The sequence below is a fragment of the Serratia sp. Ae19-1 genome (genome assembly GCF_059801225.1).
This window is the reverse complement of record NZ_JBCHWD010000001.1, coordinates 133,315-153,207: the sequence shown is the minus strand read 5'-3', so window position 1 is coordinate 153,207 and position 19,893 is coordinate 133,315. Positions and strand designations below refer to the sequence as shown.

Annotated in this window: 19 protein-coding genes; 7 read left to right on the top strand and 12 right to left on the bottom strand. The window is 61.2% G+C overall.

Going from position 1 to position 19,893, the window contains the following annotated elements; genetic code table 11:
• Nucleotides 1-2 precede the first annotated feature (2 nt).
• The 3 genes from ispA to AAIE04_RS00785 all read left to right on the top strand — a co-directional run bounded on the left by ispA (nucleotide 3) and on the right by AAIE04_RS00785 (nucleotide 3,905).
• Nucleotides 3-923: a (2E,6E)-farnesyl diphosphate synthase gene (gene ispA / locus AAIE04_RS00795; protein WP_019454202.1), complete on the top strand. Its 921-nt coding sequence runs from the start codon at nucleotides 3-5 to the stop codon at nucleotides 921-923.
• Between the two features lie 34 nt (nucleotides 924-957).
• Entirely contained in the window at nucleotides 958-2,823 is a 1,866-nt protein-coding gene (dxs, locus tag AAIE04_RS00790; protein ID WP_154747579.1) for a 1-deoxy-D-xylulose-5-phosphate synthase, read from the top strand.
• A 107-nt stretch (nucleotides 2,824-2,930) separates the two neighbouring features.
• Nucleotides 2,931-3,905: an aldo/keto reductase gene (locus tag AAIE04_RS00785; RefSeq protein WP_498576331.1), complete on the top strand. Its 975-nt coding sequence runs from the start codon at nucleotides 2,931-2,933 to the stop codon at nucleotides 3,903-3,905.
• A gap of 33 nt (nucleotides 3,906-3,938) precedes the next feature.
• On the opposite strand, the gene pgpA is transcribed toward AAIE04_RS00785, so the two are convergent.
• The 6 genes from pgpA to nrdR form a co-directional block, all read right to left on the bottom strand.
• Nucleotides 3,939-4,433, bottom strand: coding sequence for a phosphatidylglycerophosphatase A (pgpA, locus tag AAIE04_RS00780; RefSeq protein ID WP_019454205.1), 495 nt, complete (start codon nucleotides 4,431-4,433; stop codon nucleotides 3,939-3,941).
• A complete protein-coding gene (gene thiL / locus AAIE04_RS00775) occupies nucleotides 4,426-5,418 on the bottom strand; it encodes a thiamine-phosphate kinase (RefSeq protein WP_019454206.1) in 993 nt (330 codons plus the stop codon). Before thiL ends, pgpA begins: the two co-directional genes overlap by 8 nt.
• A gap of 51 nt (nucleotides 5,419-5,469) precedes the next feature.
• Nucleotides 5,470-5,886, bottom strand: coding sequence for a transcription antitermination factor NusB (gene nusB / locus AAIE04_RS00770; protein WP_004940384.1), 417 nt, complete (start codon nucleotides 5,884-5,886; stop codon nucleotides 5,470-5,472).
• Between the two features lie 20 nt (nucleotides 5,887-5,906).
• A complete protein-coding gene (gene ribH / locus AAIE04_RS00765; protein ID WP_004940385.1) occupies nucleotides 5,907-6,377 on the bottom strand; it encodes a 6,7-dimethyl-8-ribityllumazine synthase in 471 nt (156 codons plus the stop codon).
• A gap of 107 nt (nucleotides 6,378-6,484) precedes the next feature.
• The gene (gene ribD / locus AAIE04_RS00760) at nucleotides 6,485-7,594 is read right to left on the bottom strand and encodes a bifunctional diaminohydroxyphosphoribosylaminopyrimidine deaminase/5-amino-6-(5-phosphoribosylamino)uracil reductase RibD (protein ID WP_498576330.1); all 1,110 of its coding nucleotides are present in this window, start codon (nucleotides 7,592-7,594) and stop codon (nucleotides 6,485-6,487) included.
• 10 nt (nucleotides 7,595-7,604) lie between these two features.
• A complete protein-coding gene (gene nrdR, locus AAIE04_RS00755) occupies nucleotides 7,605-8,054 on the bottom strand; it encodes a transcriptional regulator NrdR (protein WP_004940387.1) in 450 nt (149 codons plus the stop codon).
• A gap of 176 nt (nucleotides 8,055-8,230) precedes the next feature.
• Between nrdR and AAIE04_RS00750 the strand changes: the two genes are divergently transcribed.
• On the top strand, nucleotides 8,231-8,791 hold the full coding sequence (locus tag AAIE04_RS00750; RefSeq protein WP_498576329.1) for a SadB/YajI family lipoprotein: 561 nt from the start codon (nucleotides 8,231-8,233) through the stop codon (nucleotides 8,789-8,791).
• Between the two features lie 64 nt (nucleotides 8,792-8,855).
• Here AAIE04_RS00750 and secF read toward each other — a convergent pair whose 3' ends face one another.
• The 5 genes from secF to queA form a co-directional block, all read right to left on the bottom strand.
• Entirely contained in the window at nucleotides 8,856-9,824 is a 969-nt protein-coding gene (gene secF / locus AAIE04_RS00745) for a protein translocase subunit SecF (RefSeq protein WP_019454209.1), read from the bottom strand.
• A gap of 10 nt (nucleotides 9,825-9,834) precedes the next feature.
• The gene (gene secD / locus AAIE04_RS00740) at nucleotides 9,835-11,682 is read right to left on the bottom strand and encodes a protein translocase subunit SecD (RefSeq protein WP_025160068.1); all 1,848 of its coding nucleotides are present in this window, start codon (nucleotides 11,680-11,682) and stop codon (nucleotides 9,835-9,837) included.
• Nucleotides 11,683-11,706: 24 nt separating this feature from the next.
• The gene (gene yajC / locus AAIE04_RS00735; protein ID WP_004940391.1) at nucleotides 11,707-12,039 is read right to left on the bottom strand and encodes a preprotein translocase subunit YajC; all 333 of its coding nucleotides are present in this window, start codon (nucleotides 12,037-12,039) and stop codon (nucleotides 11,707-11,709) included.
• Nucleotides 12,040-12,072: 33 nt separating this feature from the next.
• Nucleotides 12,073-13,197 carry a tRNA guanosine(34) transglycosylase Tgt gene (tgt, locus tag AAIE04_RS00730; protein WP_016928877.1) on the bottom strand — a complete coding sequence of 375 codons (1,125 nt, stop codon included), beginning with the start codon at nucleotides 13,195-13,197 and terminating at the stop codon, nucleotides 12,073-12,075.
• 72 nt (nucleotides 13,198-13,269) lie between these two features.
• On the bottom strand, nucleotides 13,270-14,340 hold the full coding sequence (gene queA, locus AAIE04_RS00725) for a tRNA preQ1(34) S-adenosylmethionine ribosyltransferase-isomerase QueA (RefSeq protein ID WP_004940394.1): 1,071 nt from the start codon (nucleotides 14,338-14,340) through the stop codon (nucleotides 13,270-13,272).
• Between the two features lie 120 nt (nucleotides 14,341-14,460).
• Between queA and AAIE04_RS00720 the strand changes: the two genes are divergently transcribed.
• The 3 genes from AAIE04_RS00720 (at nucleotide 14,461) to ggt (ending at nucleotide 17,871) form a co-directional block, all read left to right on the top strand.
• A complete protein-coding gene (locus AAIE04_RS00720) occupies nucleotides 14,461-15,042 on the top strand; it encodes an ACP phosphodiesterase (protein ID WP_197667181.1) in 582 nt (193 codons plus the stop codon).
• A gap of 229 nt (nucleotides 15,043-15,271) precedes the next feature.
• Nucleotides 15,272-15,874 (top strand): peroxiredoxin C, encoded by a 603-nt coding sequence (locus AAIE04_RS00715; RefSeq protein WP_019454212.1) that lies wholly within the window; start codon nucleotides 15,272-15,274, stop codon nucleotides 15,872-15,874.
• Between the two features lie 233 nt (nucleotides 15,875-16,107).
• Nucleotides 16,108-17,871, top strand: a complete 1,764-nt coding sequence (gene ggt / locus AAIE04_RS00710; protein ID WP_063918833.1) for a gamma-glutamyltransferase — start codon at nucleotides 16,108-16,110, stop codon at nucleotides 17,869-17,871.
• Nucleotides 17,872-17,924: 53 nt separating this feature from the next.
• On the opposite strand, the gene malZ is transcribed toward ggt, so the two are convergent.
• Complete coding sequence (gene malZ, locus AAIE04_RS00705) at nucleotides 17,925-19,748, bottom strand: maltodextrin glucosidase (RefSeq protein ID WP_498576328.1); 1,824 nt, start codon at nucleotides 19,746-19,748, stop codon at nucleotides 17,925-17,927.
• Nucleotides 19,749-19,893 lie beyond the last annotated feature (145 nt).

Genomic DNA, 19,893 nt, shown 5'->3' with positions numbered 1-19,893 from the left:
ACATGTCTGAGATCGCCCCATCGGCCGCTTTTGCCGATCAATTGCAGATGTTCCGCCAGCGCGCCGATCGCGCGCTGCTGGATTTCATCGCCCCGCTGCCGTTCAATGACGGCAACATGGTGGCGGCGATGCGTCACGGCGCCTTACTGGGCGGCAAGCGCCTGCGCCCGTTCCTGGTGTACACCACCGGCCAGATGTTCGGCGTGTCGCTGACCAACCTGGACGCGCCGGCGGCGGCGGTGGAATGCATTCACGCCTACTCGCTGATCCACGACGATCTGCCGGCGATGGACGATGACGATCTGCGCCGCGGCCAGCCGACCTGTCACATTAAATTCGGCGAAGCCAACGCTATCCTGGCCGGCGATGCGCTGCAAACTCTGGCATTTTCAATCCTGGCCGATGCCGAGATGCCCGACGTGGCGCTGCGCGATCGGCTGGCGATGGTCTCCGAACTGGCGAGCGCCAGCGGCGTAGCCGGCATGTGCGGCGGCCAATCGTTGGATCTGGAAGCCGAAGGCAAGCACGTCGACCTGCAGGCGCTGGAGCAGATCCACCGCCACAAAACCGGCGCGTTGATCCGCGCGGCGGTGCGACTGGGCGCGCTGAGCGCCGGCGAAGCCGGACGAGCGGCGCTACCGCAGTTGGATCGTTACGCCGCTGCGGTCGGCCTGGCGTTCCAGGTGCAGGATGACATTTTGGACGTTGTCGGCGAAACTGAGAAAATCGGTAAGCGCCAGGGAGCGGACCAACAACACGGAAAGAGTACCTACCCGGCGTTACTCGGGCTTGACAGCGCGAAAGCAAAAGCGTGGGATCTCTATCAGGAAGCATTAGCTGCATTAGACACTTTGGCAGCGCAATCTTATAACACAGCGCCATTGCGAGCGTTAGCCAGCTTCATTATTGAACGCGACAATTAACGTGTGACGTTAACTCCTCTGATATGAGTATCGAATGAGTCTTGATATAGCCAAATACCCAACCCTGGCGCTAGCGGAAAACCCCGAGGAACTCCGTTCGCTGCCCAAAGAGAGCTTGCCGAAGCTGTGCGATGAGCTGCGGCAATACCTGCTGAACAGCGTCAGTCGTTCCAGCGGCCACTTTGCCTCCGGGCTGGGTACCGTCGAACTGACGGTGGCGTTGCATTTCGTCTACAACACGCCGTTCGATCATCTGGTGTGGGACGTCGGCCACCAGGCCTACCCGCACAAAATTCTGACCGGTCGCCGCGACCGCATCGCCACTATCCGGCAAAAGAACGGCCTGCACCCCTTCCCGTGGCGCGCCGAAAGCGAATACGACGTGCTGTCGGTCGGCCATTCATCGACCTCGATCAGCGCCGGCCTCGGCATGGCGGTGGCGGCGGAGCGTGAGGGCAAAGGCCGCCGCACGGTGTGCGTGATCGGCGACGGTGCCATCACCGCCGGCATGGCGTTCGAAGCGATGAACCACGCCGGTGATATCAATCCGGACATGCTGGTAGTGCTGAACGACAACGAGATGTCGATCTCGGAAAACGTCGGCGCGCTGAACAACCATCTGGCGCAGCTGCTGTCCGGCAAACTTTACTCCACCCTGCGCGAAGGCGGCAAGAAAGTGCTGGCCGGCGTGCCGCCGATCAAGGAGCTGGTGAAACGCACCGAAGAGCACCTGAAAGGCATGGTGGTGCCTGGCACGCTGTTCGAAGAGCTGGGCTTCAACTACATCGGCCCGGTAGACGGGCACGACGTGCAGGGGCTGGTCGCCACGTTGAAAAACATGCGCGATCTGAAAGGCCCGCAGCTGTTGCACATCATGACCAAGAAAGGCCGTGGTTACGCGCCGGCGGAGAAGGACCCAATCAGCTTCCACGCGGTGCCGAAGTTCGATCCCGCCAGCGGCACGCTGCCGAAAAGCGCCGGCGGTCTGCCGACCTATTCGAAAATCTTCGGCGACTGGCTGTGTGAAACCGCCGCCAAAGACAGCTCGCTGATGGCGATCACCCCGGCGATGCGCGAAGGCTCCGGCATGGTGCAGTTCTCCCGCGACTATCCGCAGCAGTACTTCGACGTGGCGATCGCCGAGCAGCACGCGGTCACCTTCGCCGCCGGGCTGGCGATCGGCGGCTACAAGCCGGTGGTGGCGATCTACTCCACCTTCCTGCAGCGCGCCTACGATCAGCTGATCCACGACGTGGCGATCCAAAACCTACCGGTGATGTTCGCCATCGATCGCGGCGGCATCGTCGGTGCCGACGGCCAGACCCACCAGGGGGCGTTCGATCTGTCGTTCATGCGCTGCATCCCGACCATGGTGATCATGACGCCGAGCGACGAGAACGAATGCCGCCAGATGCTGTATACCGGCTATCACTACAATGCCGGCCCGAGCGCCGTGCGTTATCCGCGCGGCACCGGTACCGGCGCGGCGCTGGAGCCGCTCAGCCTGCTGCCGATCGGCAAAGGCGTGGTGCGCCGCCAGGGGGAAAAGATCGCCATTCTCAACTTCGGCACCCTGCTGCCGGAGGCCGCGCAAGCGGCGGAAGCGCTCAACGCCACGCTGGTCGACATGCGCTTCGTCAAACCGCTGGACGAGGAGCTGGTGCTCGAACTGGCCGCCAGCCATGACGCGCTGGTCACGCTGGAAGAGAACGCCATCATGGGCGGCGCCGGCAGCGGCGTCAACGAACTGCTGATGGCCAAACGCCGTCCGGTGCCAGTGCTGAACCTCGGCCTGCCGGACAGCTTCGTCTCGCAGGGCACCCAGGAAGAGCTGCGCGCCGATCTGGGGCTGGACGCAGCCGGCATTCAGCGCCAAATCGAAACCTGGCTGGCGCAGTAATCGCCGCCCGCGCCTGAAAAAACGCCTCCGCTCCCGGGGGCGTTTTCATTTCCGCCCTCCGGGATCCGCGCTACAGTTACTATCTGAGCTGTGCATGGGAGGCAAGCATGAAGTATCTCAAACTGGGCAACACCGATCTGAACGTCTCGCGCATCTGCCTGGGTTGCATGACCTACGGCGAACCGAGCCGCGGCAATCACGCCTGGACGCTGCCGGAAGAGAGCAGCCGCCCGCTGCTGAAACAGGCGCTGGAAGCCGGCATCAACTTTTTCGACACCGCCAACAGCTATTCCGACGGCAGCAGCGAGGAGATCCTCGGCCGGGCGCTTCGCGACTATGCCCGGCGCGAAGACGTGGTGGTCGCCACCAAGGTCTATTTCCCGCTGAGCAATCTGAAGCGCGGTTTATCGCGCGCCAACATCATGCAGTCCATCGACGACAGCCTGCGCCGTCTCGGCACCGACTATGTCGATTTGCTGCAAATCCATCGCTGGGATTACGAAACGCCGCTGGAAGAGACGCTGGAAGCGCTGCACGAGGTGGTGAAAGCCGGTAAGGCGCGTTACATCGGCGCCTCCTCGATGTACGCCTGGCAGTTCGCCAAGGCGCTGTACACCGCCGATCTGCACGGCTGGACGCGCTTCGTCAGCATGCAGGATCAATACAACCTTATCCAGCGCGAAGAAGAGCGCGAAATGCACCCGCTGTGCGCCGCCGAAGGCATCGCCGTGCTGCCGTGGAGCCCGCTGGCGCGCGGCCGCCTGACCCGCCCCTGGGGCGAAACCACCGCGCGGCTGGTTTCCGACCAGTTCGGCAAGAGCCTGTATGAGGAAACCGAAGGCATCGACGCCATCATCGCCGAACGCGTCGCCAGCCTCGCCGAAGAACGCGGCGTCTCGCGGGCGCAGATCGCACTGGCCTGGCTGCTGAACAAACCGGCGGTCAGCGCGCCGATCGTCGGCGCCTCGCGCAGCGAACAGCTGGACGACGCCATCGCCGCGGTCGATTTGAGTTTGTCGCCGCAAGAGGTGGCAGAACTGGAGACGGCTTACGTGCCGCATCGGGTGACGGGGTTTGAATAAAGAGTAGCGGGCGCGAAACACCGCGCCCGTCTGTCAGAACAGCCCGATCGGCCAGTGGTGCCCAATCAGGTAGATGATGCCGGCGGACAACACGCCGGCGATGATATCGTCGACCATGATGCCCATGCCGCCATGCACGTTGCGATCGAACCAGCGGATCGGCCACGGTTTCCACATGTCCAAAATGCGGAAGATGACGAAACCGGCGGCGACCCAGCGCCAGTCGTTGACCGGCAGCGCCATCAGCGTGATCCACATGCCGACGAACTCATCCCAGACGATGCTGCCGTGATCGTGCACCTTCATGTCTTTCGCCGTGCGATGGCAAATATAGACGCCGATGCAGATGCTGAACATCACCGCCAGCGAGTAGAGCTGCCACGGCAGTTGGATCAGCAACAGCCAGAACGGGATCGCCGCCAGCGATCCCATGGTGCCCGGCATGATCGGCGACAAACCGCTGCCGAAGCCGGTGGCCAGCAGGTGCCACGGATTGCTCATCCGCAGCCGACGCTTGGCTTCATCCATGGTTGCCCGGCTCCGCATTGAAATGGTCGAACCCGACCCAGTCCAGCTCCACCGCCTCGTCGTTGCGATAATAGCGAATGCCTTCAGACAGCGGGCCAATCTGGCCGATACAGGTGTAGTCGGCCCCGAGGTGGCTCAGCGCCACTTCCAACGCGCCGCGGTTGATTTCCGGCACGGTGAAGCACAGCTCGTAATCTTCGCCGCCCGCCAGCGCCCAACGCAGCGCCTGCTCGGCATCCGCGTGGCTGCTCAGCGCCTGCGACATCGGCAGCTCGTCCAGCACGATGCGTGCGCCACAGTCGCTGGCCTTCAGGATGTGTTTCAGATCGGAGATCAGGCCGTCGGAGATGTCGATCGCTGAGCTGGCCAGATCGCGCAGCGCCTGCCCCTGCAACACCCGCGGCTGCGGGCGCAGATGGCGAGCGATCAGGTAATCGCGCGCCGCCGTATCCGTCACCGCCAGACGATCCTGCAGGATCGCCAAACCGGCGGCACTGTCGCCCAGCGTGCCGGTCACGTAGATCCAGTCGCCGATGCGCGCACCGCTGCGGGTCAGCGCCCGGCCGGCCGGGATCAGCCCCTGAATGGTCAAGGTCATGCTCAGCGGGCCGCGCGTGGTATCACCGCCGATCAGCTGCATGCCGTAATAGTTGAGCTGATCGAACAGGCTGTCGCTGAAGGCCTTCAGCCAGGGTTCGTCCACCTCCGGCAGCGTCAGGGCCAGCGAAAGCCACGCAGGATCGGCGCCCATCGCCGCCAGATCGCTGAGATTGACCGCCAGTGCTTTGTAACCAAGATCGGCCGGATCGATGTCCGGCAGGAAGTGAATGCCCGCCACCAGCGTATCGGTACTGACGGCCACCAGCTGTTTTTCCGGCACTGCCAGCAGTGCGCAGTCATCTCCAATGCCCAACTGTACATCCCGGCGCACGCGCTTAAACCGGTCAAAATAGCGGGCAATGAGGTCAAATTCGCCGCATGCCATATCGATATTCCACTAGAAGAAATTAAGGCCGGGGATACCGGCCTTAATGTTTTACTTTTTCTTGCGAAGGGTTGGCGCCACTTTATCCAGCACCCCGTTCACAAACTTGTGGCTGTCTTCCGCGCCGAAGGTTTTCGCCAGTTCGATCGCTTCGTTGATCGCCACCTTGTAAGGGACATCCTCGCGCATTTTCAGTTCAAACAGCGCGACGCGCAGCACTGCGCGCTCCACCTGGCCCAGCTCTTCGAGCTGACGCGACAGGTATGGCGCCATCAGTTCGTCCAGCATACCTGCATTCACTGCCGCGCCGGACAGCAACTCGCGAAAATAGGCGACGTCAACATCTTTGACATCCTGCTCCGTCAGGAACTGGTGTTCAACATCGGCAAGGTCGTTTTTAGACAACTGCCAAGAGTAAAGCGCTTGAACAGCGCACTCACGAGCGCGGCGACGAGCAGCAGGTTTCACGGAATTCCCCTTAACTAAATTCAGGCTTTAATAGCTTTGATAACATTAATCATTTCAAGTGCGGTCAGCGCGGCTTCAGCGCCTTTGTTGCCCGCTTTGGTGCCGGCGCGTTCGATCGCCTGTTCGATGCTTTCGGTGGTCAGCACGCCAAAGGCAACCGGGATTTCGGCATTCATCGCAACGTTGCCGATGCCGGAGCTGGCTTCGCCCGCCACATATTCGAAGTGCGCGGTGCCCCCACGGATAACGGTGCCCAGCGCGATAACCGCGTCGTATTTGCCGGTTTTGGCCAATACGCTCGCCGTCAACGGCAGCTCGTAAGCGCCCGGGACCCAGACAACGGTGATGTTGTCGTCAGCAACCTGACCAATGCGTTTCAGCGCGTCGATGGCACCTTCCAGCAGGCTGTCGTTGATGAAATTGTTAAAACGTGCAATTGCGATCGCCACACGGGCATTTGGAGTAGCAACAACACCTTCGATAACTTTCATGGGCTTTCCTTAAAAATGGGTTCAATACCCCGCAGGGGGGCGGATTCTATCATATTCTTTCATCGCCTGCGCGGCGCTTTTGTAAAACCGGCGCGCGGGCGCGAGATTCAGTGTTTCGCCCGCAGGCGCAAACGCAGATCGGGGCCAACCTGCCGCACGTCGCTAAAGACGAATTCCGGCGCGTCGGCCAAATGCTCCAGGCCCGGCAAATGACACAGGCCGCGGCCATTATCGCCCAACAGTTTTGGCGCGATGTACAAAATGAGCTCATCCACCAGGCCGGCCTGCAGCAGCGCACCGGCCAGCGCCGCCCCCGCCTCCACCCAGATTGAATTCACCTGGCGCTTGGCCAACAGCATCATCATCACCACCAGATCGACCCCGCCACCGTGCGCCGGGCAGATGAACTGCTCGACGTCTTGCGGCCAGGCCTGTTCATCCGCCTGCAGGCGCGCCAGCCAGGTGGCGCCAGGCTGCTGCACCACGCGGTGTTGCGGGGTAATGCGATTTTGGCTGTCCAGCAGGATGCGCAGCGGCTGACGCAGATTTTCGCGCGGATAGAGGCGCTGGGTTTCGGCGTCCAGCTCATCCCAACGCACCGTCAGCGACGGATCGTCCGCCAGCACGGTGGCGCTGGTGCTGAGAATCGCGGCACTTTGCGCGCGCAGGCGCTGCACGTCCTGACGCGCTTCGGGTGAAGTGATCCACTGGCTTTCGCCGGAGGCCATCGCCGTGCGGCCATCCAGCGACGCGCCCAGCTTCAGCTGTACATAGGGGAAACCGGTGCGCATGCGTTTGAGGAAGCCCAGGTTGACCGCTTCGGCTTCGGCCAGCATCAGGCCATGACGCACCTCGACGCCGGCCTGCTGCAGCTTGTACAGCCCGCGCCCCGCCACCTGCGGATTGGGATCTTGCATCGCCGCGACCACCCGCGTCACGCCGGCGGCCACCAGCGCATCGGCGCAGGGCGGCGTGCGGCCGTGATGGCTGCACGGTTCGAGCGTGACATAGGCGGTGGCGCCGCGCGCCTTGTCGCCCGCCATGCGCAGCGCATGCACTTCCGCGTGCGGCTCGCCGGCGCGCAGATGATAGCCTTCACCGACAATTTCGCCGTCGCGCACGATAACGCAGCCGACGTTCGGATTGGGCGCAGTGGTGAAACGCCCCAGCCGCGCCAGCTCGAAGGCGCGCGCCATGTAAAATTCGTCGTGATGCATGAAAGATCCTTTAGTCTTGCAGGCGGGCGATCTCTTCGCCGAACTCGCGCACGTCTTCGAAGCTGCGGTATACCGACGCAAAGCGAATGTAGGCCACCTTATCCAGCTTTTTCAACGCGTCCATCACCAGATTGCCGACTAATTTGGTCGGCACTTCGCGTTCGCCGGTGGCGCGCAGTTGGGATTTGATATGGTTAAGGGCGTTTTCCACGTCGTCCGAGCTTACCGGGCGCTTCTCCAGCGCTTTCAGCATGCCGCGACGCAGCTTGTCTTCGTTGAACGGCTCGCGCACCTCATCGCTTTTAATCACTCGCGGCATCACCAACTCGGCCACCTCGAAGGTGGTGAAGCGTTCATTGCACACCAGACACTGGCGGCGGCGGCGCACTTGCGAACCGTCCCCCACCAGGCGGGAATCAATGACTTTGGTATCAACGGCGGCGCAGAAAGGGCAATGCATAACACGTCCTGATAAACTTTTTTTATAGATAAATGCAGTTTAACCCGAAGTGCAGCCACAACAAAGGGCGGCGGCCATTTGTTGCGACAGCCGGCTGGAAGGCGGCGTCGATATGACTTTCACCGCCATGCGGGCTAAGCTTGATAGCAGGAGATTCAGCATAGGACATCGCCCTCATGACAACCCGTTACCCCAAAATCGGCCTGCTCGCCACCGCCATGTTGTTGGCGGGCTGCGCGCACAATCCCGCCGTGCCACAGCTGCGCCATCAGGTCGCCGCACTGAACCAGAAAGTAAGCGTGCTGACCGACCAAACCACCGCGCTGGAGCAACAGAATCTGCTCAATCAGCACTCCGACAACGGCGTCTACCTGCTGCCGGCGGCCCGCAGCGCCGCCCGTTTGCAAAGCGGCATCGGCGAGCTGAGCGTTTCACTGAGCCACATCAAGAGCGAAGCCAACGGCACGCAGGCGCAACTGCATGTGCGCATCCTCTCACAGGCCGCGCTACCGCCGTTCAAAGCGGTGGTGGAATGGGGCCCACTGGATGAAGCCACCGGCCGGCCGTTGACCGCCGAGGCGCTGTCGCAACCGATCGCCAGCGCCGACTCGCTGCTGCCGAAACCCGGCCAGGACTTCGAGCTGCGCTTCAGTGGCCTGACGCCGGAACAATTGGGCTACATCCGTCTGCACAGCCTGGTTTCGACCGCCCAGCCGGCGGTGGTGCAGCCGCGCTGAAACCGAGGCAAAAAAAAGGAGCGCCCATCGGCGCTCCTTCTCATTTCGCTGAATACTGCGGCGGTTAAGGCAGAATCGAAGGCTGATCGGCGCCCTCTTTTTCCACTTTTTGCTGCAGCATGTGTTCGCGTTTCATCCCCAGTTTCAACGCCAGCGCGGACGCGACGTAGATAGAGGAAACGGTACCGATCGACACACCGATCAGCATCGCCAGCGAGAAGCCTTGCAGCATCGCGCCGCCGAAGATGTACAGCATCAGCACCACCATCAGGGTGGTCCCGGAGGTCATCAGCGTACGGCTCAGCGTCTGGGTCAACGACACGTTCATGATCTCGTAAGGCGTGCCGCGGCGGATCTTGCGGAAGTTCTCACGAATACGGTCAGATACCACGATGCTGTCGTTCAGCGAGTAACCGATAACCGACATCAGGGAAGCGACGATGGTCAGGTCAATCTCGATGTGGAACAGCGACAGCACGCCCAGCGTGATGATCACGTCGTGCGCCAGCGCGATAACCGCCCCCAGCGCCAGGCGCCATTCGAAGCGGAAACCGACGTAGATCAGGATACAGATCAACGCCACCAGCAGCGCCATGCCGCCGGTTTGCGCCAGTTCGCTGCCCACGCTCGGGCCGACGAACTCGATGCGCTTCACGGTGGCGTTCTTATCCACCGAGTCGTTGATCACGCCGATCACCTTGTTACCCAGCTCCTGGCCTGCGGTGCCGGTCGCCGGTGGCATGCGCACCATCACGTCGCGGCTGCTGCCGAAGTTCTGGATGATCGGATCCTGGAACCCGGCCTTCTCCAGCGTATCGCGCATCAGGTCAAGGTTAGCCGGCTTCTCCAGGTTGATTTCAATCACCGTACCGCCGGTGAAATCCAGACCCCAGTTAAAGCCGCGCACCGACATGGTGGCGATCGACGCGACCAACAGCACCAACGAGATGCCGAAGGCCACGTAGTCCCAGCGCATAAAGTCGTAGACTTTACGGCCGTAGTTGAGTTGCTCAACAGTATAATCCTGTGCCACAACGCACTCCTCAGATAGACAGCTTGTTAATGCGTTTGCCGCCGTAAAGCAGGTTGACGATGGCACGGGTACCGACAATCGCGGTGAACATGGACGTCGCCACACCGATAGCGGTGGTGATCGCAAAGCCCTTGATCGAACCGGTGCCGACTGCGTACAGGATGACCGCGGTGATCAGGGTGGTGATGTTGGCGTCGACGATACTGGAGAACGCGCCTTTATAGCCCTCATGGATCGCCTGCTGAACGGACCTGCCGTTCTTCAGCTCTTCCTTGATACGTTCGTTAATCAGTACGTTGGCGTCGACCGCCACCGCCAGCGTCAACACGATCCCGGCAATACCCGGCATGGTCAGCGTCGCCCCCGGCAACAGGGACATCACGCCGACGATCAGCACCAGGTTGGCGACCAGCGCCGTGGTGGCGATCACGCCGAATTTACGGTACCAGACCACCATGAAGACGATGGACGCCACCAGGCCCCACAGACAGGCTTCCAGGCCTTGGGTAATGTTCTGCTGACCCAGGGTTGGACCGATGGTGCGCTCTTCAACGATCTGAATCGGCGCGATCAGTGCACCCGCGCGCAGCAGCAGCGAAAGCTGACGCGCTTCGTTCGGGTTGCCGATACCGGTGATACGGAAGCTGTTGCCCAGACGCGACTGAATGTTCGCCACGTTGATCACTTCTTCCTGTTTCACCAGCACCGCGCGACCGTTGGCGTCTTTCTTGCCGCTATCCTTATACTCCACGAACAGGGTCGCCATCGGCTTGCCGATGTTGTCCTTGGTGAAGTTGGACATGGACGTGCCGCCGGCGCTGTCCAGCGAGATGTTAACCTGCGGCTGGTTGTATTCGTCGGTGCTCGAGGTGGAGTCGGTGATGTGGTCACCGGTCAGGATCACGCGCTTGTACAGCACGATCGGCTGGCCGTCACGGGTGTACTTCACCTCGGAATCGCCCGGCACGCGGCCGTTGGCCGCCGCAGTGGCGTCCGCATTGGTGTTCACCAGACGGAATTCCAGGGTCGCGGTGGCGCCCAGAATTTCTTTGGCGCGCGCGGTGTCCTGAATGCCCGGCAGCTCGACCACGATGCGGTCGGAGCCCTGGCGCTGCACCAGCGGTTCGGCGACGCCGAGCTGGTTGACGCGGTTACGCAGGATAGTGATGTTCTGCTGGACGGCGTATTCGCGCGCTTCGCTCAGACGGGCGTCCGTCAGGCTGGCTTTCATGGTGTTGGCGCCGTTGGCGGACAGCACCAGATCGCGCTGACGCGGGCCGATGTAGCTGATGGCCTGGTCGCGGGCCGCATCGTCGCGGAAACGAACTTCCACGCCGTTGTTGTCCAGCTTGCGGATAGACGCGTAAGGAATGCCCTTCTCACGCAGCTCGCTGCGCAGGGTATCCATGGTCTGTTCCTGCAGCTTGCTCAGCGCGGTGTCCATGTCCACTTCCATCAGGAAGTGCACGCCGCCGCGCAGGTCCAGGCCGAGTTTCATCGGCTCAGCGCCCAGCATGGCCAGCCAGGTCGGCGTGGCCGGCGCCAGGTTCAGCGCCACGACGAATTTGTCACCCAGCTCGGTCATCAGCGCTTCACGGGCGCGCAGCTGAACGTCGGAATCTTTAAAGCGAGCCAGGATGGCGCCGTTTTCCAGCGCAATCGACTTGCTCGCGATGTTGTCTTTTTCTAATACGGTACGGACCTGGTCCAGCGTAGTTTCACTGGCGGCGACGCCGCGCGCGCCAGTGATTTGTACGGCCGGATCCTCACCGTAGATGTTGGGAAGCGCATAAAGCAGACCGACGAGGATCACGACGATCAACATCAGATACTTCCACAAAGGATAACGGTTTAGCACGGCAATTCCCTTCGGGAAAAAAGATTACAGGGCCTTCATGGTACCTTTCGGCAGAACGGCCGCCACGAAGTCACGCTTGATCATCACTTCCGTGGTGTCGTTCAGCGCGATGGCGATGATGCCGGTGTCGGCCACTTTGGTCACGCGACCGATCAGGCCGCCGGTGGTCAGCACTTCGTCGCCTTTACCGATGGAGTCCATCAGCTTCTTGTGATCTTTCGCGCGTTTCTGCTGTGGGCGCAGGATCATGAAGTAGAAGATCAGGCCGAACACCACCAGCATAATGATCAGAGAGTACGGGCTTCCCTGAGCCGGAGCCCCTGCGGATGCGACGGCGTCAGAAATGAAAAAGCTCATTGAAATTCCCTCATTAAGTTATCAATTATTAGATCAAGCGTTTAAAGGCGGAATCGGCTTGCCGATCCGACCATAGAAATCCGCAACAAACTGCTCTAATTTACCCTCTTCGATAGCCTGGCGTAAACCCGCCATCAGGCGCTGGTAGTGACGCAGGTTATGAATTGTGTTCAGTCGAGCACCCAATATTTCGTTGCAACGGTCGAGATGGTGCAAGTAGGCACGGCTGTAATGGCGACACGTGTAGCAATCACAGTCCTTATCCAGCGGAGAAGTATCATCCTTGTGCTTGGCATTACGGATTTTTACCACACCGTCAGTCACGAACAGATGGCCGTTGCGGGCGTTGCGGGTCGGCATGACGCAGTCGAACATGTCGATGCCGCGGCGCACGCCTTCCACCAAATCTTCCGGCTTGCCGACGCCCATCAAATAGCGTGGCTTATCTTCCGGAATTTGCGGGCAAACGTGTTCAAGAATGCGATGCATATCCTCTTTCGGCTCGCCTACAGCCAAGCCGCCCACAGCGTACCCATCAAAGCCGATATCCACCAGCCCTTTTACTGAAACATCACGTAAATCTTCGTAAACGCCGCCCTGAATGATGCCGAACAGCGCATTTTTATTTTCCAGCTCGTCGAAACGCTGGCGGCTGCGCTGTGCCCAACGCAGCGACATTTCCATCGAACGCTTGGCGTAGTCCCAGTCGGCCGGGTACGGCGTGCATTCGTCGAAGATCATCACGATGTCGGAACCCAGGTCATACTGGATTTCCATCGATTTTTCCGGGCTCAGGAACACCTTGTCGCCGTTGATCGGATTGCGGAAGTACACGCCTTCCTCTTTGATCTTGCGCATCGCCCCCAGGCTGAACACCTGGAAACCGCCGGAGTCGGTGAGGATCGGGCCCGGCCACTGCATGAAGTCGTGCAGATCGCCGTGCAGTTTCATGATCTCCTGACCCGGGCGCAGCCACAGGTGGAAGGTGTTGCCCAGCAGGATCTGCGCGCCGGTCTCTTTCACTTCTTCCGGCGTCATGCCCTTGACCGTACCGTAGGTGCCGACCGGCATAAAGGCCGGGGTTTCCACCACGCCGCGGTCGAAGATCAGGCGGCCGCGACGCGCGCGGCCATCGGTAGTTTGTAATTCGTACTTCACAAAGCCTCCAGCATCAGAGAAACAGTCTGATGTCGTTGAAACGGGGCCGCGCCATGCGCGCAGCCCGGGAATTTAGCCGCCGACGGATTCGTTTTCCGCCTGCGGGTTACGGCTGATGAACATCGCATCGCCGTAGCTGAAAAAGCGATACTGCTCGGCTACCGCCTGCTGATAGGCGTTCATGGTATTTTTATAGCCGGCGAAGGCCGACACCAGCATGATCAGGGTCGACTCAGGCAGGTGGAAATTGGTCACCAGCGCGTCGATCACCTGGTAGTGGTAACCCGGATAGATAAAGATGCTGGTGTCGCCGAAGAACGGCGCAATCAGCGCCTCTTTGCTGGCCGCCGCGGCGCTCTCCAGCGAGCGCACCGAGGTGGTGCCCACCGCCACCACGCGCTTGCCGCGCGCTTTGCAGGCCAGCACCGCATCGACCACCTCCTGCGGCACTTCGGCGTATTCGGCGTGCATCACGTGATCTTCGATGGTTTCCACGCGCACCGGCTGGAAGGTGCCGGCGCCGACGTGCAGCGTCACGAACGCCATTTCCACGCCCTTGGCGCGCAGCGCCGCCAGCAGCGGTTCGTCGAAATGCAGGCCGGCGGTCGGCGCGGCGACCGCGCCCGGCTTCTCGCTGTAGACCGTCTGATACAGCTCGCGGTCGGCGTCTTCATCCGGGCGAGCGATATACGGCGGCAGCGGCATATGGCCGGCCGCGTTGAGAATGGTGAATACGTCGCGCTCGTCGTTGAAACGCAGCTCGAACAGCGTCTCATGGCGCGCCACCATGGTGGCGGCGATACTCTCGTCATCCCCCAGCAGCAGCTCGGCGCCCGGCTTCGGCGCTTTCGACGCGCGCACGTGCGCCAGCACACGATGGTCGTCCAGCACGCGCTCCACCAGCACTTCAATCTTGCCGCCGCTGACCTTGCGGCCGAACATGCGCGCCGGGATCACGCGGGTATTGTTGAACACCAGCAGATCGCCGGCCTCCAGCTTGTCCAGCAGATCGGTGAATACGCCGTGCGTCAGCGCCCCGCTCGGCCCGTCCAGCTGCAGCAGGCGGCATGCGCTGCGCTCGGCCTGGGGATAGTGGGCAATCAGGGATTCGGGAAGTTCAAACGAAAAATCAGCGACGCGCATGGGTATTCACTTCTTCAGTTTAGGGCTGGTTGGTAAAAAACAGGCGGCCTAGTCTAAAGCCGGGGGCGGTCAGCGGCAAGAAATAAGGAGGATTTGCCTGACTTCGGGTATAGTTGAGGGATGAATTTTCTCGCTCATCTCCATCTGGCCATGCTGGCGGACAGCTCGCTGCTGGGCAACCTGCTGGCCGATTTCGTGCGCGGCAACCCCGCCGCCGACTACCAGCCCGACGTGGTGGCCGGCATCATGATGCATCGCCGCGTCGACGTGTTGACCGACAGCCTGCCTCAGGTCAAAGCCTGCCGCGACTATTTCAGCGCCCCTTACCGCCGCGTGGCGCCGATCACCCTCGACGTGGTGTGGGACCATTTTTTGGCGCGCCACTGGCAGCAGCTGGAGCCCTCGCGCGATCTGCACCAGTTCACCCAGGAAGCCCGCAGCCAGATCGAACCTTACCTGCCGCTCACGCCGCCGCGTTTTCAGAACCTGAACGGCTATCTGTGGCCAGAGCGCTGGCTGGAACGCTACGCCGAATTGCCGTTCATCGCCCGAGTGCTGCAGGGCATGGCCAGCCGCCGCCCGCGTCTTGAGGCGCTGGCCGGCTCGTTCGCCGACGTCGAGCAACATTATCATCAGCTTGAAACACAGTTCTGGCAGTTTTACCCGCAAATGATGCGGCAGGCGAAGGATAAAACGCTCTGAGGTCAAGCCCAAGCGTTTGAAATTGCAGCGCCTTGCAAGAATTTACGTTTTGCCGCTTGCCCTTTTGTGGGAAAAGGTTATTTTTAAAGCTCGATAAATTATATCAACGACTTTGATAGGTGAAAGCTATCTCATCGATTGGTCTTTTACCCTTTATTCACCAAGTCACGGCCCCTATACTGGCCCTTGTTTTTACATCCACCCTTTAACACCTATTACAGGAGTAATTATGGTCCTGGTAACTCGTCAAGCCCCTGACTTCACTGCAGCTGCCGTACTGGGTAGCGGCGAAATCGTTGAAAACTTCAACCTGAAGAAGCACCTGAACGGCAAACCAGCCGTCCTGTTCTTCTGGCCAATGGACTTCACCTTCGTATGCCCTTCCGAGCTGATCGCTTTCGATCACCGCTATGAAGAGTTCCAGAAGCGTGGCGTTGAAGTGGTTGGCGTTTCCTTCGACTCAGAATTCGTTCACAACGCATGGCGTAAAACCCCTGTCGACAAAGGCGGCATCGGTGAAGTGAAATACGCAATGGTTGCTGACATCAAGCGTGAAATTCAGAAAGCTTACGGCATCGAACACCCGGAAGCCGGCGTTGCGCTGCGCGGCTCCTTCCTGATCGACAAAGACGGCATCGTGCGTGCTCAGGTTGTTAACGACCTGCCAATCGGCCGTAACATCGACGAAATGATCCGTACCGTTGACGCGCTGCAATTCCACGAAGAGCACGGTGAAGTGTGCCCGGCTCAGTGGGAAAAAGGCAAAGCAGGTATGGGCGCTTCCCCAGACGGCGTAGCAAAATACCTGTCTGAAAACGCTGCCAAGCTGTAATTTCAGCCTGATAGTGAATCAACCGGCCCACGGGCCGGTTTTTTTGTGCCCCTTTTTGGGGCAACATGCCCACCTTCTGTGCTTTATTTCCCTGTTTCCGCTCACATTTCCTACCCCGATCGCCGCGCGTGCGCCCATCTGCGGCTACTATCAATAACGCTGGCTCGCGCTTTGCAAGCGAGTAACGGCAAGCAAACACAACACAATAAAAAACTGACAGGGTAGGAATAACTATGTTTTTACAGAAATGGAGCAAACCCCTGACCATGGCGGCGCTGCTGGTCAGCGGCAGCCTGTATGCGGCGTCTAACCCGGCGGTGGAAGCCAAAAACGGCATGGTGGTCACCTCGCAGCACTTGGCCTCGCAGGTCGGTGTGGATATCCTGAAAATGGGCGGCAACGCCATCGACGCCGCCGTGGCGGTCGGCTATGCGCAGGCGGTGGTTAACCCCTGCTGCGGCAACATCGGCGGCGGCGGCTTTATGACCGTCCACCTGGCGGACGGCACCGACACCTTCATCAACTTCCGCGAAACTGCGCCGGCCGCGGCCAGCGCCAACATGTATCTGGATGCCGACGGCAAGGTGAAGAAAGACGCCAGCCTGTACGGCTATCTGGCGGCGGGCGTGCCGGGCACCGTGCTGGGGATGGAAACCGCGCGCGAGAAATACGGCAAACTGAGCCGCGAACAGGTGCTGGCACCGGCGATCAAGCTGGCGCGGGAAGGCTTTGTGCTGACCCGCGCCGATACCGATATCCTCGACACCACCATCGCGCGCTTCAAACAGGATCCCGAGTCGGCCAAAATCTTCCTGCGCCCGGATGGCAGCCCGCTGCAGCCAGGGGATAAGCTGGTACAAACCGATCTGGCCAACACGCTGGAAGCCATCGCCAAAGGGGGAACCGACGCTTTCTACAAAGGCAAGATCCCTCAGGCGGTGGAGGCGGCGGCCAAACAGGGCGGCGGCATTCTGACGGCGGCCGACTTCGCCAACTACAAAGTCACCGAAACCCCGCCGATCACCTGCAGCTATCGCGGCTACAAGTTCGTGTCGGCGCCGCCTCCCAGCTCCGGCGGCGTGACGCTGTGCGAAATCCTCAACGTGGTGGAAGGCTACGACCTGAAAAGCATGGGCTTCAACTCGGCGGCGGCCATTCACACCATGACCGAGGCGATGCGCCATGCCTACATGGACCGCAACACCTATCTCGGCGACCCGGCATTCATCAAGAACCCGATCGATCGGCTGGTGAGCAAGAGCTACGCCGAGCAGATCCGCAAGAAAATCGTCGCGGACAAAGCCACGCCGTCGGAAAACGTGCAGCCCGGCATGGAGCCGCATGAGAAACCGGAAACCACCCATTATTCGATTGTCGACCATGACGGCAACGCGGTCTCCACCACCTATACCGTCAACGGCCGCTTCGGCGCCGTGGTGATCGCACCGGGCACCGGCTTCTTCCTCAACGACGAGATGGACGATTTTACGGTCAAAGTGGGTGAGAAAAACCTGTACGGGCTGGTGCAAGGCACCGCCAACAGCATTGCCCCCGGTAAGCGCCCACTATCGTCGATGAGCCCGACGCTGGTGACCAAGGACAACAAGATCTTTATGGTGCTGGGTTCGCCGGGCGGTTCGCGCATCATCACCATCACCCTGCAGACCGCGTTGAACGTGATCGACCACGGCATGGCGCCGCAGGAAGCGGTGGATGCGCCGCGCATCCATCACCAATGGTTGCCGGATGAGGTGTACTACGAACAGCGTGGCGTTTCCGCCGATACGCTGAAGCTGCTGAGCGGCATGGGCTATAAGATGGTCGAGCAAACGCCGTGGGGCGCCGCCGAACTGATTCTGGTCGGCTTGCCGGGCGCGGCGGGCGTCACACCGGCCAACTCCGGCAACGATTCGGCGGTTTCCGGCAAAGTGCGCGAAGGCTATCTGTACGGCGCCAACGACGTGCGTCGCCCGGCAGGCTCCGCGGTCGGTTACTGATGTAAACGCCCACTTACCTTAATCGCGGGGGCCCTTTGGCCCCCGCAGTTTCTTTAACCTTCGCAGCGCCATACGGTGGCCGACTCTTCTGCCAACTGCAGGCGCAACCCGCCCGCCGTTTCGCTCAACTCTCCCCGCCCTTCCACACGCCGCCACGGGCCGCGCGCCAGCAGCGGGTTATGCGGCAGCTGCGCCTGGCCGCTGCCGTCGCGCTGCAGCGCCACCAGCACCTGCTCCTGCTGATACAGGCGCACGAACACCAGCGTTTCGCCGCTGGCGTACAACACCTGGCAGCCGCCACGGCGCAAGGCCAGGCTCTGTTTACGCAGCGCCGCCATGCGCTGGAACAGCGCCAGCAGCGGCCGGTCCCAGTCGGCGACGTCCCACGGGAACGGCTTGCGGCAGAACGGATCGTTGCCGCCGTCCAACCCAATCTCATCGCCATAATAGAGGCAAGGCACGCCGATCCAGCTCAGCAGCCACACCGCCGCCATCTGCATGCGCGCCGCGTTCCCCTGCAACAGCGTGAGGAAACGCGCGGTATCGTGACTGTCCAACTGGTTGAACTGAATCAGCTGGCGGCCATGCGGCAACCCGGCGCGGTAGCCGTCCATCCACTGTGCGCATCCGGCGGCGTCCAGCCGCACCGGGTGATAGGCCACGTCCAGCCCCGCTAAAAATGCCCGCACCGGCAGCGCGAATCCCATGTAGTTCATCGCCGCATCCTCCACGCCGGCATGCAGCCAGCGACGCGCGTCGCCGAAGTGCTCGCCCAACACGTAGGCCTGCGGATTCTCCTGTTTCACCGCCTGATAGATGCCCGCCAGATGGCGCAGGTTGCCGGCGGCGCCGCCGTTCTCCCCCAGCATGTGCACCACGTCCAGCCGCCAGCCGTCGATGCTGTACGGCGGGCGCAGCCAGTGGCGCACCACGCTGCCTTCGCCCTGATAAATCGCTTCCGCCACCTGCGGCTCGGCGAAGTTGAGCTTCGGCAGGCTGGCGTTGCCCTTCCAGTCGAGCGCGCGGCCGTCCGGGTAGAAGTTGAACCAGCCGCGATACGGCGAATCGGGATGGTGGCAGGCGCCATTTTCACCCTGACGATGGCGGTCGAACCACGGATGCGAGTCGCCGGTATGATTGAATACCCCGTCCAGCACCAGTTTCATGCCTACCTTGTTAGTACTCACTCGCAAACGCTGCAGCGCCGCGTTGCCGCCGAAGTGCGGATCGACCTGGTAGTAATCCTCGGTATCGTACTTGTGCACGCTCGGCGCGGTAAAAATCGGGTTCAGATACAGCGCCGTCACGCCCAGCTGCTGCAGGTATGGCAGTTTGGTGCAAATGCCGTCCAGATCGCCGCCGTAAAAGGTCGAGGCGGCGTGGCGATCCTCCAGCGGATGCTGCCAGTCGCGCCGAATCACCTCGGCGCCGGCCGCGTGATGGCGGTAGCTGCCGCTCTGGATGCCGTGCTCGCCGCCGCTGCTGGCGAAGCGATCGGGGAAAATTTGATAGAACAGCTGATCCGCCACCCATTCGGGACCGCCGTCAGGCTCGTCGACGGCGAACTGCGCCAGCTGGCCCGGCGGCGTTGGCGACCAGCCCTGCGGCCCGAACCACTGTTGGCGATCGGCCCACAGCAGCTTGAAACAGTAACGCCGCGTCGGCTCGCCCTCATTCAGCGTCAGGCTGGCCTGGTAGCGCCGCATCCCCTCGTGGCGCTGCGCTTTCATCGCCAGTAGCCACTCTTCGTTGTCCGGTTCGGCGCGCAAAAATACCCGTTCCGGCAGTTCATCCCCTTGTAACCACAGCGTGATATCCAAACGTTGCCCTTGTTTCACGACAAAAGGCGGGACCGGTTGATGCCAGGCGTTAAGCATACTGTTCTCCTGCTGTACCAAACGAAATCGACGGCGTTCTTCAAGAAGCGAACAATGCCACGTTAAGTGCAACTCCCCCTCCTCTCTGGCCGCAAAACCCGGGGATGAGCCGGGGGGCGGAGACTGAAAAATAACGCTAACTTGA